The sequence below is a fragment of the Butyricicoccus sp. Marseille-Q5471 genome (genome assembly GCF_951230135.1).
GTDB lineage: Bacteria > Bacillota > Clostridia > Oscillospirales > Butyricicoccaceae > Agathobaculum.
The window spans coordinates 70,435-89,877 of sequence record NZ_CATNVC010000003.1; the positions used below are offsets into that span (position 1 = coordinate 70,435).

Sequence of the window (19,443 nt, forward strand, 5' to 3'; positions counted from 1 at the left end):
GGACTTTTGGGCGGACACGTCAAAAACAAGGGAAACGTCATCCGGTTTCCGCGCTCGGCCAGCGAGCGCAAGAAAATCCTCCGCGAAAGCGAGGATAAGCGCGTGCGGCTTTGCCTGACACTGCGCATTGCCACCGGTTGGCTGCTCGTGATAGCAACCTTTTTCTTTCTGCTGGTCAATTATCGCATGTTCACGCCTTCCGCAATTCAGCGGTTGGCGAGCACGGCCATCTCTGGCCTGCGTCAGCACGAAGGTGATGTGACCACCATCGTATACGAGAACGGTTCTTTTTCCGATGCCGCACTGTATGGCAACGGCCTGGCCTATGCCGACAGCGACACGCTGTATATGGCGCGTCCGGGCGGACTGGTCTCACAGCGCCGCCAGCTGGCCTATTCCTCCATGGTGGTTGAGTCGGCAGGCGACTATGTGCTTGCCTACGACCGCGGCGGCCACGGCGCAACACTGCTCAACTCCGTCGCGCCGACAGCTGAGCTGACGCTTTCCTCCGCCATCTCCACCGGCTCGCTGAGCGCGAGCGGCCAATTCGTCCTCATTACGGACGAGCAGGGCTACCGCACCGCCGCCGCCGTTTACAATGCACGCGGCGAAGAGGTGTTTAAATGGAATTCGTCGGAATACTATATCGTATCGGCGACGCTTTCTCCGGACGGCAAGACGCTTGCCGCCCTCTGTTTCAAGCAAAACGGTGTTTCACTTGATTCACATGTGCTGTTCTTCTCGGTATCCGGCGGCGCACAGACGGGCGATGCTGTGATTCCGAGTGCACTCGGTCTGAACCTCATCCCGCTTTCCGGCACGACGGTCGCCGCCCTGTGTGACGATGGCCTGTACCTTACCGACCGCGGCAGCAAGACCGCCAAAGAACTGCTGACCTATTCTCCAAGCGATTTACTGGCGTTTTCGGCCAATGACGGCATGCTTGCGCTGGCAACGCGTTCCTACTCGGGCACAGCGCGCGCCGATATCCGCGTGCTGTCCGAGAATGGCAAGCTGAGCGAGCCGATTTCCATCGCCGAGGAGCCCTCCGCGCTTGCCGTATCCAGAGCAGGTACCGCCGTACTGACCTCGACCGGCGTTTCGGTTTTCGGCAGCGACCTTACACCGCTCTGGATGAACGGTGAGGCCGTCGGTGCGCGCCGCGTGCTGCTGACCGATGACGGCACAGTCTATGCCCTGTACGCCAAAAACACCCGTCTGTTCACCGCAAACTCGACCGAATCTGAGGAATTAACGCAATGACATCTACGCCCGATACCCTGACAAACCTTTTTAACCTTCCCGATCTGATCATACTGGCCATCGTGCTGGTCAACATCGTGCTCGGCCTGCGGCAGGGCTTTGTCCGCTCCCTGTGCGGACTGGTCGGCAAGCTGGCCGCCATCGCGGGCGCGATTTTCGCCGCCCGCACGCTCGCCCCGGGACTCGCCCGTTTTGTGGTGACGCCGATTGTGGGCAAGGTCTTCGAGACCCGCGTCCAGAATTTTGGCGGCAGTGCGCTGCAGGGTCTGCAGCAAACGGTCACCGAGGCCGCCGCCGGCATGGCGGAAAGCGTCGCGTTCATCGCGCTGCTGATTCTGTTTTCCGTGCTGTTCGGCTGGTTGGTCACGCTCGCGTCCAAGGGACTGCACTTTCTTGCACACCTCACGCCGCTCGGCATTCTGGACTCGCTCGGCGGCGGCGTGATTGGCGCGGCCAGTGGTCTGGTGCTGGTTTCGCTCATCCTGATCGGCATCGAATGGTTTTCGCCCATCACCTATACGACGCTCGGCTGGCTTTCCCCGCAGCGCGTCGAGGACACGGTGCTGCTGGCCCGCCTGATTGGCCTGCTGCCTGTTGCCATCTAATCCCCAAAGGAGATTTGCTTATATGAATATGCCAATGTGCTCCCGCTGCAAAAAAAATGTGGCGGTCGTCTTTATCACCAAAATCGAGGGGCCTGACAAGACCTCGCAGGAGGGGTTGTGCCTCAAATGCGCCCGTGAGCTGGGTGTCAAGCCGCTCGACAACATCATGGAGCAAATGGGCATCACCGAGGACGATATCGAAGCACTCGCAGGCGAGATTAACTCGCTTGAGGATTTGAACGGCCTCGTCCCCGCAGGGCCCGATGATACGGACGAGGATGCACCGCACGAATCGTCCACCGAACCGTCGCTGCCCTCGATTTTTGGCCCGCAAAGCCCGCTTCGCTCCTCCGAAGGCACCCGCACCCGCTCTCAAAACCCGCCTAAGGAAGACAAAAAGCGCAAATACCTGAACACCTACTGCGACGACCTGACCCGCAAGGCGCGTGAAGGCCGCGTTGACCTGATTGTAGGCCGTGACCGCGAGACCGACCGCGTGATTCAGATTTTGAACCGCCGCCAGAAGAACAATCCCTGTTTGATCGGCGACCCCGGTGTCGGCAAGACCGCCGTTGCCGAGGGACTGGCCGTACGCATTGCAGAGGGACGTATCCCCTTTAAAATGCGCAATCTGGAGGTACACCTGCTCGACCTGACCGCGCTCGTCGCGGGCACACAGTTCCGCGGCCAGTTTGAAAGCCGCATGAAGGGACTGATTGAGGAAGTGCGTGCCCTTGGCAACATCGTACTCGTGATTGACGAGGTGCATAACATCGTTGGCGCGGGCGATTCGGAAGGCTCGATGAACGCTGCGAATATCCTGAAGCCTGCGCTCTCGCGCGGCGAAATTCAGGTCATCGGCGCGACAACCTTCGCCGAGTACCGCAAATATATTGAAAAAGACGCGGCACTGGAACGCCGCTTTCAGCCGGTGCACATCGGCGAGCCGAGTGTCCATGACACCGCTGAGATTTTAAAGGGCATCCGCTCGTACTACGAGACCTACCATGGCGTGGTCGTGCCCGACGAAATCTGCGACATGGCGGCTCAGATGTCCGAGCGCTATATCACCGACCGTTTTCTGCCCGACAAGGCAATCGACTTGATTGACGAGGCCTGTTCGCGGCTCAACCTTGATTCTCCGCAGCTGTCCGAGATTCCTGCCCTGCAGGCCGAACTGGAGAGCCTGCAGACACAGCTTGATTTATTGACCCAGACCGCACAGAGCAACGAAGCGGAGGATGTTTACGCCCGTATGGCTTCGTGCCGCTCGCGTCTGCTGCAGGTGGAAGGCCGTCTGCACGATTTGCTGACCAAACCCGCCCCGAGCGTCGACGAGCAGGGACTGGCTGAGGTCATCGAGCTTTGGACTGGCATTCCGGCATCCAAGGTACGTGCGCAGGAAAGCGCACGGCTCGGCGGACTGGAAAGTCGTCTGAAAAGCCATGTGGTTGGTCAGGATGAGGCAATTTCGTCTATCGCCGCCGCCATTCGACGCTCCCGTGCGGGCATCAGCCCCAAGAAAAAGCCGGTTTCCTTCCTCTTCGTCGGCCCGACTGGCGTGGGCAAGACCGAATTGGTCAAACAGCTCGCGCTCGACCTGTTTGACTCGCCCGACGCGCTCGTGCGGCTCGATATGTCCGAATATATGGAGAAGCATGCGGTATCCCGCCTGATTGGCTCGCCGCCGGGTTATGTCGGCTACGATGAGGCCGGTCAGCTGACCGAGAAAATCCGCCGCCGCCCGTACTCCGTCGTACTGTTTGACGAAATCGAGAAAGCGCACCCCGATATTCTCAACGCCCTGCTTCAGATTCTGGACGACGGCCGCATCACCGATGCGCAGGGTCGCGTGGTGAATTTTGAAAACACGGTCATCGTCATGACCTCGAACGCCGGCTCGTCCACCAATTCGACGCCGGTCGGCTTCGGCAAGAGCGTGACCGAGCAGAGTAAGGAACGCGCAATGAAGGCGCTTGAGCAGATCATGCGTCCCGAATTTTTGAACCGTGTCGACGAAATCATCGCCTTCAATCAGCTTTCGGAGGCGAATTTCCGCGCCATTGCCGCAATCATGCTGGGCGAGCTGGCCGCCAACCTTGCCGACAAGCACATCCGCCTGACGTGGGAGGACAGCATTGTCGATTATCTGACCGAAAAGTCATTCTCCGTCAAGTTTGGCGCGCGTAATCTGCGCCGCCAGATTGAAAAAGAGATTGAAAATCCGCTTGCAACCGATATGGTTACAGCCGATTTTGCGCTGAGCGGCGCACATCTCACCACGACTGACGGCAAAATCAAGATTGATACCATTTAATTCGCGCGATTGACACGAAAACGAGCACCTCCGACCACATCAGACGGTCGGAGGTGCTTTTTGTCTGATACGGTTCGGGATAATTTTGCGCGCCGTCGGTATTGACATCCCACAGACAGTGCACTATACTGAGAGCATCTGAAGAGAAAAAGGAAGTGTCTGTTTGCCGGTTCTGTAAGTGCTGTTTGATTGCACGCAGAAAAGCGGCCCTGTAAAGGGTCTGGTTTTTTGCGCCACATCATGCCTTGCAGAACGAAACGTCAAGCACTTTGTTTGCTTTGGGCGCGGTTTCTGCCGTGCCCTTTTTTCGTCCCGCAGGGCGACGGAAGAAAGGATTTTATCCATGAATAACCTGATTTTACGTCCTGAAACCCCAAGTGACTACCGCGCGGTCGAGCAACTGACGCGCGAAGCGTTCTGGGATGTGTTCAAGCCCGGCTGCGACGAGCACTACCTGATCCACATTTTCCGCTCCCATCCGGATTTCATTCCAGAGCTGTCCATCGTGGCAGAGCAGGACGGTGCAATCGTCGGCCACATTGCGTACAGTCATGCCGCGATTGTACAACCGAATGGCGACAGATGGCCGATGCTGACCTTCGGTCCGCTGAGTGTGCGGCCGGACTGCCAGCGGACGGGCGTTGGTTCTGCGCTGATGCATTTTACGCTCCCGAAGGCCAAAGAGATGGGCGCATCCGCCGTCGCGCTGTGCGGACGGCCGGAATACTATCCCCGCTTCGGCTTCCGACCCGCGGGTTCCTATGGCATCACTGACGCCGACGGCCAGTCACCAGATTATTTGATGGCCTTAGAGCTGCACGAGGATGCGCTTGCCGGCATTTCGGGCGTGTTTTGTGAAAGCGAAGCCTTTTTCTCGCTCCCGCCCGATGAGGTAGCGCGATTTGACGCCACCTTCCCGCCTCGTGAAAAGCACGTGCTGCCCACGCAGATTTTCTAATTTCCGCAGCACCTGGCGATGAAATACACCCTATTTTCTTGCTTTTTTTGAAATAGATCTGCGCGCTGCAGCATGCGAACCGGACAAAGAAGGATAAAAATATCTTCTTTGTCCGATTCTTTAAAATTTTTTCATTTTTTGTTGACAAGATGTGTTTTCCTTGTTATACTATATAAGCGTCAGAAAACCCGCGGGTGTAGTTCAATGGTAGAATGTCAGCCTTCCAAGCTGAACACGTGGGTTCGATTCCCATCACCCGCTCCAATTTTTATTTGGGCTTGGAATTGATATGCGCCAGTAGCTCAGTCGGATAGAGCAACTGCCTTCTAAGCAGTAGGCCGGGGGTTCGAATCCCTCCTGGCGTGCCAGTCTTTCCGCTGATTAACTTCATATGGTGGATATAGCTCAGTTGGTTAGAGCATCGGATTGTGGTTCCGAGGGTCGAGGGTTCGAATCCCTTTATCCACCCCATATTACCCTACGACGCGCTGCTGATCGCAGCGCGTTGTCTCTAAGGGCAGCATTCCGACCCGCGAATACAGGGGCGTCGCCAAGCGGTAAGGCATCGGCCTTTGACGCCGACATTCGCTGGTTCGAATCCAGCCGTCCCTGCCAATTTCATTCTAGGATTCGAAAGGCGGCTCTTAGCAATATGCCGGTGGCATATTGTAACCGCCGTGGCTTTTCCGAGGAAAAGCGAATCCAGCCGTCCCTGCCAATTAAAACCCCTTACGATCCAGTAGCTCAGTCGGCAGAGCACCTGCCTTTTAAGCAGGGTGTCCGGGGTTCGAATCCCCGCTGGATCACCAACATTGAAGCATTCAAACACTGCGTTTGGATGCTTTTTGTTTTATATATTAAACTTTTAAGCGTATATCGATGTTGTTGTAACTTAGGCTGACATGTGCCTTTTATAGCTATTTTACGCCGTTTAGTGTGTCACCTAGTGTGTCACCTATTTGCGCACATTGACACCCGCCCGCCAAGTGCTATAATAAACCCATCAATACAACAACCCCCCCCCGGCCTATCCGATGGACAAGCCGGGGGCATCTTTAATCTCTCTGGTATTTTTCCAGCGCAGGGACTAGGCATTCTATGGCGGTGCGCCAGTGTGACTTTCTCAGTTGACAAATATTCAATTTTGTGCGCGCTAGTTGACATCATGCCGTGTCAACTGGTTTTCGATTCCGGTAGGATTTTGTCAACTAAATGAAAAAGGCCGCCCCGGAGGGCGGTGTGAGACATCGTATTCATTATCTAAATGCGCGCAGCTATGCTCTAGAATAAAGCTCGTTCCTCAAATCACGCATGCGTTTTTCGGCGGCCTTCGACTTCTCAAAAATCTCTTTCTTTGTCAGAAGAGTCATGTTTATCTCTCTGATTAAAGCCGTTTGATTTTTTTTTGCATCAACGCGAAATGGACAAACATTCGTAGCGTTCATTGATCGCATCTCCATTCTTTAGGGAGTCAGCAATGGTCTCTTGCAAAAGCCTCTGATTAAAAGCGACTCGCAGTACCTCTCGGTATGGAATCAAATTTTCATCACAAAACTTCTCCATCTCGTCATGCTGACCGAATTGATTTTTAGTATATGTGCATATCTGTAAAACAAATCCAACCGTATCAATTCCGGTAATTCCACGTATTCCAATATACTGTTTGGTTGTGATTTTGTGACCCTTTATCCTAATGAATTTTTTGTTTACCTGATCTTCGTTCTCAAGGATAACATAATCGTCATCGGCATTCAAGAAAACATTGCAGAAAAATGGAAGTTTTTTATCGGATTCTAAGCAATGCATCTGCTGATAGCTGTCCGCCTTATCTAACTTTGCGCTTTTTTCAGCAATCATTTTGATATGTGCGCGGCCTTCCTGTTGAAATTGCTGAAAAACCGATACCTTGAATCTATTATTTCCAAATCGATTCTTGAGCATACCAAATACCGAAGCACACACGTTTTCAGCTACCGATTCAAAGTATTGTGTCCGAGAAAACGTATCAAACGATGGATCGTTTACAATCGATTGCTGAAGCACATCACCATATTTCTTCATTCCATATAGCAGGGTCGATAAGTCGGTAACCAAAGCCGCACTGTTTTTGTATGAAAGGCATTCCTGAGATTTATATTGGTTTATCCTATAAAAAACACATAGTGCGATAATGTAGGCGATTCCAAAGCAAACAATAAACGTCCAGTTCCACACTCCGTTTTGAAACGCTCCCACGCTCGCCACGATCGGTGCCGCAAAATGAAAGAAGCCTTGGACAATGTCAGATCTAAGAAACTGGTACATAAATGCAAGAAAATGCCCCGTGGCCGTATCTTTTCTTGACTTCATTGCCAACTTGCGTATTACATCATTTGTCACACCCACATATTATCCCCCTCTGTCAATAAAGACATTATAAAGGAAAATATTTCAATTATCAACATTTTATCGTAAAATAACATAAATTTTATGCTTATACTAAATACGGAAAAGCCCCTCCAGCCATGGCCAGAGGGGCTTCTTTGCGTCCGGGGTCAGAATCTGACACCGGTATTTACTTTACCGCTGCCGCCAGTTTGTAAATCAACTCTGCGCCGTACTCATAGGCCAGCAGATACCCCATTGTGTCGTTGTCCAGTCCCGCAGCCTTCTGCACCTTGTCCATTGCGTCCTGCAATTTCTCCACGGCTGCGCCTTCATCGGCGGGTGTGACATATGCGATTCCCAGCGTCTTCAGCACGCCCTTAGCGTAGGCCACGCCCATTGCACGCTGTTCTGCGACCGTGTCAAACTTGGTGTGATCCGCGCCGTCCACGAAGAAGCCTTCCAGCAGCACGGACGGAGCCTTAGTCGACCGAACCCACATAAATCCGGTGCTGGTCTTAATGCCTCGGCTGCTCTGTCCGATGGCCTTCACTTCGGATTCGATGTTCTCGGCCATTTTACGGCCGGTTGCGCTGCCGGGGTAGATATACGCTTCAAATCCCTTGCCGCCGCCCGCATTGTTATGTACCTCGACCGCGAGGTCAGGGCCGTATGCATTGCACTCGGAAACTTCCTGCGCGACGGTGTCGTTCTCGTCCTTCTCTCGGCTCATACGCACCTCTACACCGTGACGCACCAGCTCGTCGCATAACGCCTGAGCCATGGTCAGATTCACAGTCTTTTCAACCAGACCGTTTGCCGCTGCTCCCGGATCGCTGCCGCCGTGGCCTACACCGATGAATACCTTCTTACCCACCTTGCTGTCCTCCTGCTTTTTGTTTTTTGCCTTAATGCAGACCACGCTGCACACCGGCCTGCCGTTTGTACCTTCCTTTTGTGGGGCAAACAGATATCCATCCGACGCCCGGTACATGCCCGTGCTGCCGCCTGCGTCCTGCACCAGCAGCAATGCAACAGTGTACTTACCGTTGACATACCGCGCGACCTCGTCCTCCGTGCAACCGTCCGAGGACTGCACGTGAATATACCGGCCATCCGCCAGCATTCCGCACATGTTGCGGCTGCATGCGTTTACGCGGCTGGTGGTCAATCCCTTCTGCACCACGCAGTCCTTAATTGCAACCTTAACACCGGACACGTAGTTCCCGCTGTCCAATGTCAAACGTTCCGCTGTTCCTCCGTATCCGCACATCACACCCTTGCAGCGCAGGTCTTGCAACGTGCGGCCCTTGATAACGCCGTATTGATCGTTTCCCTTGCCAACCATATTGAACCAAGCAAGGTTATACGTGATGTCCGCGCCCTGCTCCTGCGCCCACTGCCTTAGTGTTTTTGCAGGTTTAACGGTCGCATCGGCCGGTGCAGCCGCAAACCAGATATCGTATTCATTTCGGTCGTAAACGTCGATTCTGATGCTACCCATGTTAACCATCCTTCCGCGTGAAGAAATATGTAATGATTGCGCCGTAGCTAGTGCAGAACAGTGCCAACGCATCCTGCGACACTTCATGTGTACCAAACAGAATGCCGACCATAGCGCCTGTCAGGGTCAGCGTAACAAGGCTTTTGACCTCAAGCAGCTTTGCGATTTTCTCTTTCATTTTGCATCCTCCAAATCCTGAATCCGATGGTTAATCACCTTGATTTGTTCTTCAACAACCGGCATTCGCTTTGCGAAGTTGTTATGCTCGCGCACTTCTCGCGTCAGGTCGTCCAACTTTGTGTCGGTGACGGCCTGCGATACGCGGATATTGTTTTCGGTGCGCTGGGCGGCCGACCGATTAGAAGCAACCACCCCCAATAGAGACAAACCACCCGTAATGATGGCAACCAAGACCTCGTTCAATTTTCACCTCCGGCGCGATTGCGCCCAATCTATAATGTCATGCAGCCGATTTTCTGCCCAGATTGCAACGCCGGACAGGAAAAACCATGCTACTGTAAACTGTGGGCAAATCTGCCCCAACACATTGCCGGGGACGGCGGAGTAATCCCACACATTCCAGCCCAGCCAAACGTTGACGATAAGGCCGATAACTAATTCGCTAGCGGTAATGACCAATGCACCTATCAGCATCTGCACAATCAGCGGCGGAGGGTTGTATACCCTCCATTCGTCAAACATTCCGATAGTCACAAAGCAAACGCCCCCGAGCACGCCCATACTCCAGTGCGTATACCCGCGCCATAGGATTTCCACCAGCATGTACAGCAGGCCGCCAATCATAAAGATCGGGATATGGTACAGTGTTTTACGCATTACCAAGCACCGCCTCCATATTTGCTGCCAGATCCTCCGGCAGCGCCGCGCCATATGCAATACCCTGCAGCTCGTCCACCGACTCTGCACGACGTGCCCACGTCATGATGTGGTTGCAGTAGGTAGTGTGATACAGCTTATGCTTAGTGGCTGCCGTGCCGATGGCAACGATATCAGCCGCTGGATACAACCGGCACAGCTGACCGTCTGCGTGGTAGGGGTACGCGGTTGCGCCCTGCTCACAGGCAGCGACCGCGGTTGATAGATTGATTTGGTCGGTTTCCATCAGACTAAAATGCTCCACCGTTCCGTCAGTCAGCGTCACATCACATCCGGCGGTAATGGCGGTGTTACAGGCGGTGGATAGTTCGGATATGAGATTATTATGTCTATACTGGAAAAGAAACACGAAATGTACTTGGAGAACATCAAATATTTCAGAATATTCAGTCAGACCTTGGATTGCATGTACCTCAATAAAACCATTGTTGATACAGACGCGTTGTGGCTTCGACAGAGCGTCCCATACTACCACTTGCTGCAGAAGGGCATAAAGGACGGGAGCATTCGCCCTGATCTCGATCCCGTCAGGGCTTCAGCTCTGATTTGAACCACGTATATCAGCGTTGCGCAAATGCTATCCTCCATGTCCTATATGGAGGACGAAACGCATGTAATGTATGAAAAAAACATTTTTGCCGATGCACAGGATATGATTTCCCGCTACCTAAATCGATAGACGTCCAGAACCCGCTGTGTCTGCAACGAACATTCCGTCAAATGATTCCCCGATTAAATAACAACTTATGAAGGTATTATTTTTAATTTTGCATGTCCCACGGTGGGACATGCAATGTCTTTCATTATTTGTCAATGACAATGGCGGTGCGCATACCAAGGACGGCGCAGCGCAGGATTCATACTGTGGGGGGCACCAATATGCGAAAGAGAATATTAATCGTCGATGATCAGTTCATAAACCGAAAAATATTAGGGAAGCTATTGTGCGACCAATATGACATTTTGGAAGCGGAAAACGGACAAACCGCGCTTGCTATTTTAAATGAGCAAGGCGATACAATTTCGGCAATCCTTCTGGATCTTATTATGCCGGAGATGGACGGCTATGCCGTTTTAGAGACCATTGCCCGCAATGCAAAAATGTCCGCTATTCCGGTCATTGTGGCTTCGCAGACAGATAAAAACCAAACAGAAGAAAAAGCTCTCCGACTCGGTGCTCGGGACTTTGTAGCCAAGCCGTATAACCCTGCGGTTCTGCGCAAGCGGCTTGCAAACTTGATTGAGCTGTATGAGACCAATACGACGCTCCTTCGCATTGAGCGCGATGATCTGACGGGTCTTTACAACAAGGATGGATTTTACCGCCGTGCTGTGGAGATTCTACAGCAGGACACCGACAATAACTACACACTGGTGGTCACGGATATTGAGCGGTTTAAGCTGGTCAACGACAGTTTTGGCACAAAGGCGGGCGATGAACTGCTGCAATATGTTGCAAAACAATTGGCACATGACGTGCATCGAAGCAATGGAACATGCGCCAGACTAAACGCCGATCATTTTGCGGCGCTGTTGCCGGCGATTTTTGATGCGGATAGTTTTCAGCGCGTTGTAGAGGGTGCTGAAAATAATTTGCGTACTTATCCCCTTAATATGAAAATATCTCTGAAATTCGGTTTGTATCCGGTCACGGAAAAGAACGTTCCCATTGAACTGATGTGCGACCGTGCCATGCTGGCTGCCGACAGTGTCAAGGGGCAGTATCAATGCATCTGCGCTTTTTATGATGATTCCATTCGTCAGCAGCTGCGCCTGGAACAGGAAATCATCAACAGTATGCTCAGCGCACTTTCGGAAAACCAGTTTCAGGTCTATCTTCAGCCTAAGTATGAGATACACAGCGAGCAGATTGCCGGAGCTGAAGCGTTGGTGCGCTGGGTGCACCCGACACTGGGCATGCTGAGCCCGGGTGAGTTTATCCCGCTGTTTGAGAAAAACGGCTTTATCTCAGAGCTGGATCGTTATATTTGGGACAAGTCCTGTGAAATTATCGCGCATTGGATTGCGGCCGAAAAAAAATATGTATCCGTGTCCGTCAATGTCTCCCGCAAGGATATTTATCAGATTGATCTGCCCGAAACGCTGATTGAAATCGTCCAAAAGCATAGTCTTCCCCCGAATCAGCTGCACCTAGAAATCACTGAAACCGCTTATACAGAAAATCCGCAGCAGCTCATTGAGGTCGTTGGCAGGCTCAAGGGTTTGGGGTTTATCATTGAAATGGATGACTTCGGAAACGGATATTCCTCCCTCAATATGCTCTCGGAGCTTCCGATTGATATCTTGAAACTGGACATGCGCTTTATTCAGAAGGAGTCCGGCATAAACGGCAGCCGAAATATTCTGAGCTTCATCATCAGCCTTGCCAAATGGATGAATCTTTTGGTCACCGCGGAGGGCGTCGAAACGCAGGAACAGGTGGAGCTGCTGCGCAACATGGACTGCAATTATGTACAGGGGTATTATTATGCAAAGCCCATGCCGGTGGAGCAATTCACGGAGTTGCTCAGAACCACACAGCTTGCAACCCCGGTGACCGAGCCGAAAAAGGACTGTCAGGACGGCACTTTGCTCATCGGTGAAAAAACCGGCAATCAGGTCATGCTCATTGTGGACGACGTGCAGCTGAACCGTCAGATTTTAGCAGAGTATTTTAGCGGGGCTTACAGCATCGTCGAAGCAGATAACGGACAGGCTGCCTATGGATATATCGAAGAGCACTGCGAGGATATTGCCATTATCCTGTTGGATCTCATCATGCCGGTGATGGACGGCTTTCAGCTGCTGAAATTACTGCGTGAAACGCCCCGGTTTGCCTCTATCCCTGTGATTCTAACCTCGCAGGCAGGCGAAACCAGCGAGGCTCATGCGTTCGAGCTGGGCGCCAGCGACTTTCTCTCAAAGCCGTACAATATGGATGTTGCCCTGCATCGGGTGCAGAATGTGACCGCACGCAATACCATACAGACGTTGGAACGGGAAAAGCGCATGCTGTTAAAAATGCAGCAGATGGCAACGGAAGCCAAGCTTGACCCTATGACCGGCGTGTACAACCGCATGGAGATGGAGCGGCAGGTGCAGGATTTCTTTGCCGCAGGCCAAAACCGCGGCGCTGTATTCTTTATGCTTGATATTGATAACTTCAAAAAGGTAAATGACCAGTATGGTCATGGGCGCGGTGACGAAGCCATTCGTCAGGTTACAGGCACACTGCAAACGCTGTTCTGTGAGGAGGACTCCATCTGCCGTATGGGCGGAGACGAGTTTGCCGTTTTTATGCGGACAGCGCTCACGCAGGAAAAATTGCTGCACCGCTTGGATGAAATGCGCACAAAGCTGAATTTCCGCATTGAGGAGACCGAGGTCAGCTGCTCTATCGGAGTCTGCATGGTGCCAGAGTATGGCAGAAGCTATCAGGAGATCTACAGCAACGCCGATTTGGCGCTGCTGATTGCAAAGCGTCTGGGGAAAAACTGTTGGCACATTTACGGCGGTGAGGAGACGCTGCCGGAGCAGATGCTGCACCGCAACATGGACTGGCTGCTGGATGAGTCCAGTGACGCGATTGTAGTTTGTGATGCCGAAACTTACAAGCTCCACTACATCAACGACGTGGCCTGCACCTTGGCGGGAAAGGACCGTAAGACCTGCCTGTCCATGCCCTGCTATAAGGCGATTTGGGGTAACGCCGCGCCCTGCAGCCATTGTATCAAAATCAACCAGATGACGCATGAGTACTATGAGCAGGAAATCCAGCCGGAAAATTCCGATAAAAGCTATATCGTGAAGAGCAAGCTGTTCCCCTGGGGCGGCCGGGAAGCCCGTGTCCACTACATCCATGACAATACAAAGCGGTTTCAGCTTGCCCGAGAGATGTCAAGGCTCGCGACGGATAGGCAGATGCTTCTGGATTTGCTGCCGGGTGGCCTGTTTCGCTATGATGCACACACGCAGGAGTTTAGCTTTGTCAGCGAAAACATGCTGCGTATGCTAGGCTACACGCGAGAAGAATTTGACGAGAAGTTTGGCAACCGTTTTGATAATCTCGTCTGGCAGGAGGATCGGGCAAGGGTGCTGAACGAAATTGACAAGCAGATTGCCGTTTCAAGCTTCGATACCTGTGAATACCGGATCGAGAAAAAGGACGGCACGCTGTGCTGGGTATTTGACGCGGGATATCTCCACGCAGATGACAACGGCGACGAGTTTTATGTCATCGTGACGGATAACACGCATCTCAAGCAAATGGAACGGCAGAATCAGCAGCTGATCGAGCGCATCGCCAGCCTGGTGGACAACGTGCCCGGGGCATTGTGTCTCTATCAGTGGGATGGGCATCAGCTTGAAACCCTTGCATGCAGCAATCAGTTCCATGAAATCGTCGGCTGTGACCGGGCGCAGGCCTATGAAAACACGCAGAAGTTGCTGACCGATCATGTCCATCCGGCGGATTTAGAACAGCTGCGCGACGCTATGAAGGGTGTCCTGCACCGGGGCGAAGCGGCAGACTGTGTCTTTCGCGTGTTTCATGGAATGAAGCAGGACTATGTTTGGCTGCGCATGCAAACAAACACCAAACTGCAGCCGGACGGCAGTCAGCGGATATTTGCCCTGTACACCGACCAGACCGAGCTGCGGACATCCCTATAACCGCGCAATCCTCGTACAGCGGCAGCGCACTGCAGCCTGCCCGGCTACCGAATCTCTGCCAGCGAGCGGCATGACGCAACGGTATTCCTGCACTCAATAAGATGTTACAAAGCACCATACGGGCATGGAGGCAATAAATGAAAGAAAAGATCATGTTGATTGTCGATGATATTGATGTCAACCGCGCGGTGTTGGAAGAATGCTTTCGCGGAGAATTTTCCATCCTTCATGCGCAGGGCGGGCATCAGGCAGTCCAAATTATCGAACAATATAAAAGCAGAATTACCATGATACTGCTGGATATTATGATGCCGGACATGGATGGACTTGCGGTGCTGCGTTGGTTAAAGCAGTGGGGATATGACACGATTCCTGTGATTGCCGTGACCGCAGAATCGGACTACCAGCTTGAGGCGCTGGAGGCCGGTGCGTGGGATTTGATTCCAAAGCCTGCCGACAATCGGATTATCCGCGCCCGCGTCCACAACGTGCTGGGGCGCAGCGACTTCGAGGGCGAGCGCCGGCACAGCAAGCAGCTGCTGAAAGCCACCCACGAGATGGATAATCTCGTCAACAGCATTCCGGGCGGCATCGCAATCTATAAGCTGACCGAGCGGCGCTTTGAAACCCTATACTTTTCAGATGGAGTCGCCCAACTCACCGGACACACCCGCGAGGAGTATGCACAGATTATCGGAGACGATGCCGCATCCATCGTCTATGCTGAGGACAGGCACCGCCTTGCAGCCGCCGCAATCGCAACGCTGCAAAGCGGAAAACCAATTGATGAAACCTACCGCATTTATCATAAAAACGGAAGCTTGGTATGGGTGCGGCTCAACGGCATTGTGATTGGGAAAGAGGATGGAAAACCGCTCATCCACGCGGTCTTTCAGATCCCGCAGCGGATGGTACAGCTTTATGACAATCTGGTCAACGAGACGCCGAGCCTCATCTATGTCAGTGACGTCCATAACTACAATCTTCTGTATATCAACCATACCGGCCTTCGCAAACTTGGGAAGGAAACCATCGACTACGCCGGCAAAAAATGCTACGACTTTTTAATGAATCGAACCTCGCCGTGTCCATTCTGCAAGTTGAAAAAAATGAGTGCGGATGCGTATTTAGAACGGGAATTCCAATCCCCCCAAAGCGGAGCCATCTATTCCATGCGCGGCAGACTGGCTGATTGGAACGGGATTCCCGCCCACGTGGAGTACATTCAGGATGTAACCGAAACCCGTGCGGCAGAACAGAAAAATGTGGAGCTGACAAAGCAGCTGCAGTCCGTGATGGAACATATCCCCGGCGGAATGTGTATGTACCGGATTGATGCAGCCGGAAGCCGTCCCGCGGTTTATAATCAGGCGTTTATCGATATCTTCGGATACTTGCCGGAGCATCAGGCGGACGCCCTGAAAAAAACGGATTATTCAAGGGTGAATCCGGAGGATTTTCCGGAGCTTAAGCGCAAGCTGGATGAGGCCATTGAGGCAAACGCGCGCGTCAATCACACCTACCGCTCCTTCAGCGAGGTGGCGGACAAGTATATCTGGATTAACTTAAACGGCGTGATTGTCCCGCAGGAGGACGGATCGAAGCTCTGCTACGCAAGCTATGCCGATGTGACAGCAGAGCGCGAGGCGCAGGAAAAGCTGATTTATACGCAGCACATCATGGATGACCTGCGGCAGAAGGCGCAAAGCGCTTTGAACAACTACCAGGTGTTGGTCAACGCAGTACCCGGCGGCATTGCGCAGTATGAGATGCTCAACGGACAAGTGCTGACGCGCTTTGTCAGCGACGGTCTGTGTGAGCTATCGGGTTATGCACGGGAAGAACGAGAACTGATGGACAGCCGGGATATGCTCTCCATTACCTATGATGAAGATTATGACCGGCTGTTAGGGGCCATCCATACTGCCATTGCAAGCAGAGAAAACTTGACCATCACTTATCGAATACGCACCAAAAGCGGACAGCCGCGCTGGGTGAATCTGAATGCCGCCTATGCCCCCGGCCCGCAGGGTGAGTGCTTTTATCAGGCTGTGTTCACCGATGTGGATAAGCTCAAGAAAATTGAACAGGAGCTTCAGGAAAACCAGCTTCGCTATGAGGTGGCCATCAAGAGCGCCGGAATTAATATTTGGGAGTACGATATCCAAAAGGATTGTCTCTATGTCATTTCAAATTCCTCACGCATCAAGCAAAACTGCTTTTATATTGAAAACTATATTCAGTCAACCTTGGATCACTGCTATGTGCGCGCGGACTCTATCCCGCGTTTCCTGCGGGTTTTTGAACGGCTGCGCAAGGGGGAGGCCGAGGTAACCGAGGACATCTGGTATAAGACCACCGACGAGGCCGGATGGTGGTGTGAACGCGTTGGCTACACCACTGTTTATGATGACGCAGGGAAACCCGTTAAAGCCTTTGGCGCAGGCAGAGACGTGACGCGTGAGCGAGAGGCAGAAAAGAAATTTCACGAAGAACTATCCTATCGGAAAGCCGGTCAAAGCGACAATCTATCCACCATTATTGTGGACTTGACAGCTAATTGCATTTTGGAAGTCAGCAGCACATTTCAAACCATATTGAATCTGGCTGGCGGTACGGCAGAAGAATATTTTTCGCAGACCGCAAAGATGATCATGGGTGACGAGCGGCGCAGACGATTTAATGACGTATTTACCCCCCAGGCTCTGCTCCATAGTTTTGGCAGCGGAGAGTTTATGATATCCATGGAGCTGACACGGCTGTATGATACCAACAAGGTCTATTGGGTTAATTACAGTGTGCATCTCATTCAGAATCCCGAGACGAAACACGTGGTCGCACATATCTCCTGTGTGGACATCACGCAGGAGAAAGTGATGCAGACCATTATGGAGACCGTTACGAAAACAGACTATGATTCCTTCGTGGTCGTGGACGGGTCTACCGACTCTGCCCTTGATTACGGAATCGGCTCGGAAACGCATCTTTATAACGAGCATCTGTCCTTTGAAGCACAGAATGAGGCGTGGCTCAACGCGCACGTCTGCCCAGAGGATTTGGAGCGTGTGATTGCGGGCTGTAAAATCACACACGTCTGGGCGCAGATTCAGGATGGCAATATTTATAAATTCAGCTTTGGTATGCGCATGCCGGACGGCACAGTTCGCCGCAAGCAGCTGCAGTTTACAGAGATTGATCCCAGCCGCAAAACCTTCCTGATGTCCCAAATTGATGTGGAGAGCATCTATGCCGAGCAGGAAGCGGCGAGAACCGCCTTGCAGCAGGCACTGGAGCAAGCGGAGCAGGCGACCCGCGTCAAAACGGAGTTTTTAAGCCGCATGAGTCACGACATACGCACCCCGATGAACGCAATTATCGGATTTTCCGGCTTCGGGCTGGAGAGCAATCAGCTCCCGGAAGCCAAGGATTGCTTCCGCAAAATCCAAGACTCCAGCAAGTATCTGCTTCAGCTCATCAACGACACTCTGGATTTGAGCAAGCTGGAGGCGAATACGCTGACGGTTTACCCCGAGCCGTATATGAGTTCGGATTTTATTAAAACGCTTGAGAATATGCTGCGGCCGAAGGCGGAGAAAAAAGGCGTTGCATTTACCATTGAAAATAAGCTGTCCAATCCCAAAGCCTTAATGTTTGACAAGCTGCGCTTACAGCAGATTTTTATCAACCTGCTCAATAATGCCATTAAGTTTACCCCTGCCGGCGGGCATGTCTCGTTTAGGATTGATGTGAAGCCGAGCCGAGAAGACAATCAGCGGTGCTGCGCAATTTTCACCGTCACAGACGACGGCATCGGCATGACGGAAAAGTTTCAGCAGAACAGGCTCTATAAACCTTTTGAGCAGGAGCGCCGCATCGAAAACACAGAGAGCGGAACAGGGCTTGGCTTGGCCATCGTCAAGGAATTGGTGACGGCAATGGACGGAACCATCTCCTGCCAAAGTGCGCCGGGAACAGGCACTGTCTTTACGGTGACCCTTTTCCCCGAAATTGCAGATGCGTCGGACGCTTCCAAGGATTGCGCCGACGTAAGCAGCTACCATTTGGATGGAAAAAGAGTGCTTCTTTGTGAAGATCATCCGCTGAATCGTGAGATTGCCCGTAAGCTGCTGAAAAAAATCGGCGTCAGCGTGGAAATCGCGGAAAACGGGCAAGTAGGTCTCGACCTGTTTCAAGCATCCAAATACGGATACTACCATGCGATTCTGATGGATATTCGCATGCCGGTGTGCGATGGACTGGAAGCCACAAGGAAGATTCGTGCGCTTGCCCGTCCGGATGCTAAAGGCGTTCCGATTATCGCCATGACGGCAAATGCCTTTTATGAGGATGAACATAAGAGCCTGGCTACCGGTATGAATGCGCATCTGGCAAAGCCCATTGAACCGCAAAAGCTGTATCAAACGCTCCAGACCTTGATTGGGTTAAGCGAAATCTGACGGCGTTGCCATCACCTTGCACAAATCACGTCCGGCAGGACGGCTATCCCAATGAACAAATGACTCGCGAAGCGACTATGGCGATATCAGGAAGAATTTGTTGATTTTAGGAGAATATTCGTGTACAATAAACAATAGCCGCGGGTGTATCACCCGTTGATGCCAAGCAAAGAGCAATCATTCCTACAATTTCATAATTTAGCAAAGCTGTTTGAAAATCAGTGACGCAAAGCTATAGGGGCTTCTCCGAATAGGAATGCCAGCCAGTTGCAATATGTAACAGACTTTGCCACAGGTGGGGTCTGTTCTTTTTGTGTTTTGCTCTTTTGAAAAGCAACTGCCGTTTTACAATTTCGTCTTAGGGGAAGCGGCGTGTCACAGAATGGAATTTGTTCGGCGAGGAGGCT

The 19,443-nt window shown here is 52.4% G+C and carries 12 protein-coding genes, 5 tRNA genes and 1 riboswitch; of the genes, 11 read left to right on the top strand and 6 right to left on the bottom strand.

Features of this window, described 5'->3' with window-relative positions; translation table 11 throughout:
* Positions 1-6: 6 nt before the first annotated feature.
* The 9 genes from QOX26_RS04880 to QOX26_RS04920 all read left to right on the top strand — a co-directional run bounded on the left by QOX26_RS04880 (position 7) and on the right by QOX26_RS04920 (position 5,952).
* On the top strand, positions 7-1,263 hold the full coding sequence (locus QOX26_RS04880) for a DUF5711 family protein (protein WP_283673790.1): 1,257 nt from the start codon (positions 7-9) through the stop codon (positions 1,261-1,263).
* The gene (locus QOX26_RS04885) at positions 1,260-1,868 is read left to right on the top strand and encodes a CvpA family protein (RefSeq protein WP_283673791.1); all 609 of its coding nucleotides are present in this window, start codon (positions 1,260-1,262) and stop codon (positions 1,866-1,868) included. Before QOX26_RS04880 ends, QOX26_RS04885 begins: the two co-directional genes overlap by 4 nt.
* Before the next feature lie 22 nt (positions 1,869-1,890).
* Positions 1,891-4,185: an ATP-dependent Clp protease ATP-binding subunit gene (locus QOX26_RS04890; RefSeq protein WP_283673792.1), complete on the top strand. Its 2,295-nt coding sequence runs from the start codon at positions 1,891-1,893 to the stop codon at positions 4,183-4,185.
* Positions 4,186-4,528: 343 nt separating this feature from the next.
* A complete protein-coding gene (locus QOX26_RS04895; RefSeq protein WP_283673794.1) occupies positions 4,529-5,143 on the top strand; it encodes a GNAT family N-acetyltransferase in 615 nt (204 codons plus the stop codon).
* Between the two features lie 190 nt (positions 5,144-5,333).
* Positions 5,334-5,407 (top strand) — tRNA-Gly (locus QOX26_RS04900).
* A gap of 27 nt (positions 5,408-5,434) precedes the next feature.
* A tRNA-Arg gene (locus tag QOX26_RS04905) sits at positions 5,435-5,511 on the top strand.
* A gap of 26 nt (positions 5,512-5,537) precedes the next feature.
* A tRNA-His gene (locus QOX26_RS04910) sits at positions 5,538-5,614 on the top strand.
* Between the two features lie 69 nt (positions 5,615-5,683).
* Positions 5,684-5,758: transfer RNA gene (locus QOX26_RS04915), tRNA-Gln, on the top strand.
* Positions 5,759-5,876: 118 nt separating this feature from the next.
* A tRNA-Lys gene (locus QOX26_RS04920) sits at positions 5,877-5,952 on the top strand.
* A gap of 601 nt (positions 5,953-6,553) precedes the next feature.
* Here the strand turns inward: QOX26_RS04920 and QOX26_RS04925 are convergent.
* The 6 genes from QOX26_RS04925 to QOX26_RS14375 form a co-directional block, all read right to left on the bottom strand.
* Positions 6,554-7,528, bottom strand: a complete 975-nt coding sequence (locus tag QOX26_RS04925; protein WP_283673796.1) for a hypothetical protein — start codon at positions 7,526-7,528, stop codon at positions 6,554-6,556.
* Positions 7,529-7,697: 169 nt separating this feature from the next.
* A complete protein-coding gene (locus QOX26_RS04930; RefSeq protein WP_283673798.1) occupies positions 7,698-9,011 on the bottom strand; it encodes an N-acetylmuramoyl-L-alanine amidase family protein in 1,314 nt (437 codons plus the stop codon).
* Position 9,012: 1 nt separating this feature from the next.
* Positions 9,013-9,189, bottom strand: coding sequence for a hypothetical protein (locus QOX26_RS04935; protein WP_283673799.1), 177 nt, complete (start codon positions 9,187-9,189; stop codon positions 9,013-9,015).
* Entirely contained in the window at positions 9,186-9,434 is a 249-nt protein-coding gene (locus QOX26_RS04940) for a hypothetical protein (protein ID WP_283673800.1), read from the bottom strand. Before QOX26_RS04940 ends, QOX26_RS04935 begins: the two co-directional genes overlap by 4 nt.
* A 3-nt stretch (positions 9,435-9,437) precedes the next feature.
* Entirely contained in the window at positions 9,438-9,848 is a 411-nt protein-coding gene (locus tag QOX26_RS04945; protein ID WP_283673801.1) for a putative ABC transporter permease, read from the bottom strand.
* On the bottom strand, positions 9,841-10,383 hold the full coding sequence (locus QOX26_RS14375) for a DUF4376 domain-containing protein (protein ID WP_442870209.1): 543 nt from the start codon (positions 10,381-10,383) through the stop codon (positions 9,841-9,843). Before QOX26_RS14375 ends, QOX26_RS04945 begins: the two co-directional genes overlap by 8 nt.
* Before the next feature lie 404 nt (positions 10,384-10,787).
* On the opposite strand from QOX26_RS14375, the gene QOX26_RS04955 reads away from it, so the two are divergent.
* Both QOX26_RS04955 and QOX26_RS04960 read left to right on the top strand, forming a co-directional pair.
* Positions 10,788-14,579, top strand: coding sequence for an EAL domain-containing protein (locus QOX26_RS04955; protein WP_283673803.1), 3,792 nt, complete (start codon positions 10,788-10,790; stop codon positions 14,577-14,579).
* Between the two features lie 137 nt (positions 14,580-14,716).
* Positions 14,717-19,036, top strand: a complete 4,320-nt coding sequence (locus QOX26_RS04960; protein WP_283673804.1) for a response regulator — start codon at positions 14,717-14,719, stop codon at positions 19,034-19,036.
* A gap of 190 nt (positions 19,037-19,226) precedes the next feature.
* Positions 19,227-19,311: riboswitch (cyclic di-GMP riboswitch) on the top strand.
* The last annotated feature ends 132 nt before the right edge of the window (positions 19,312-19,443 follow it).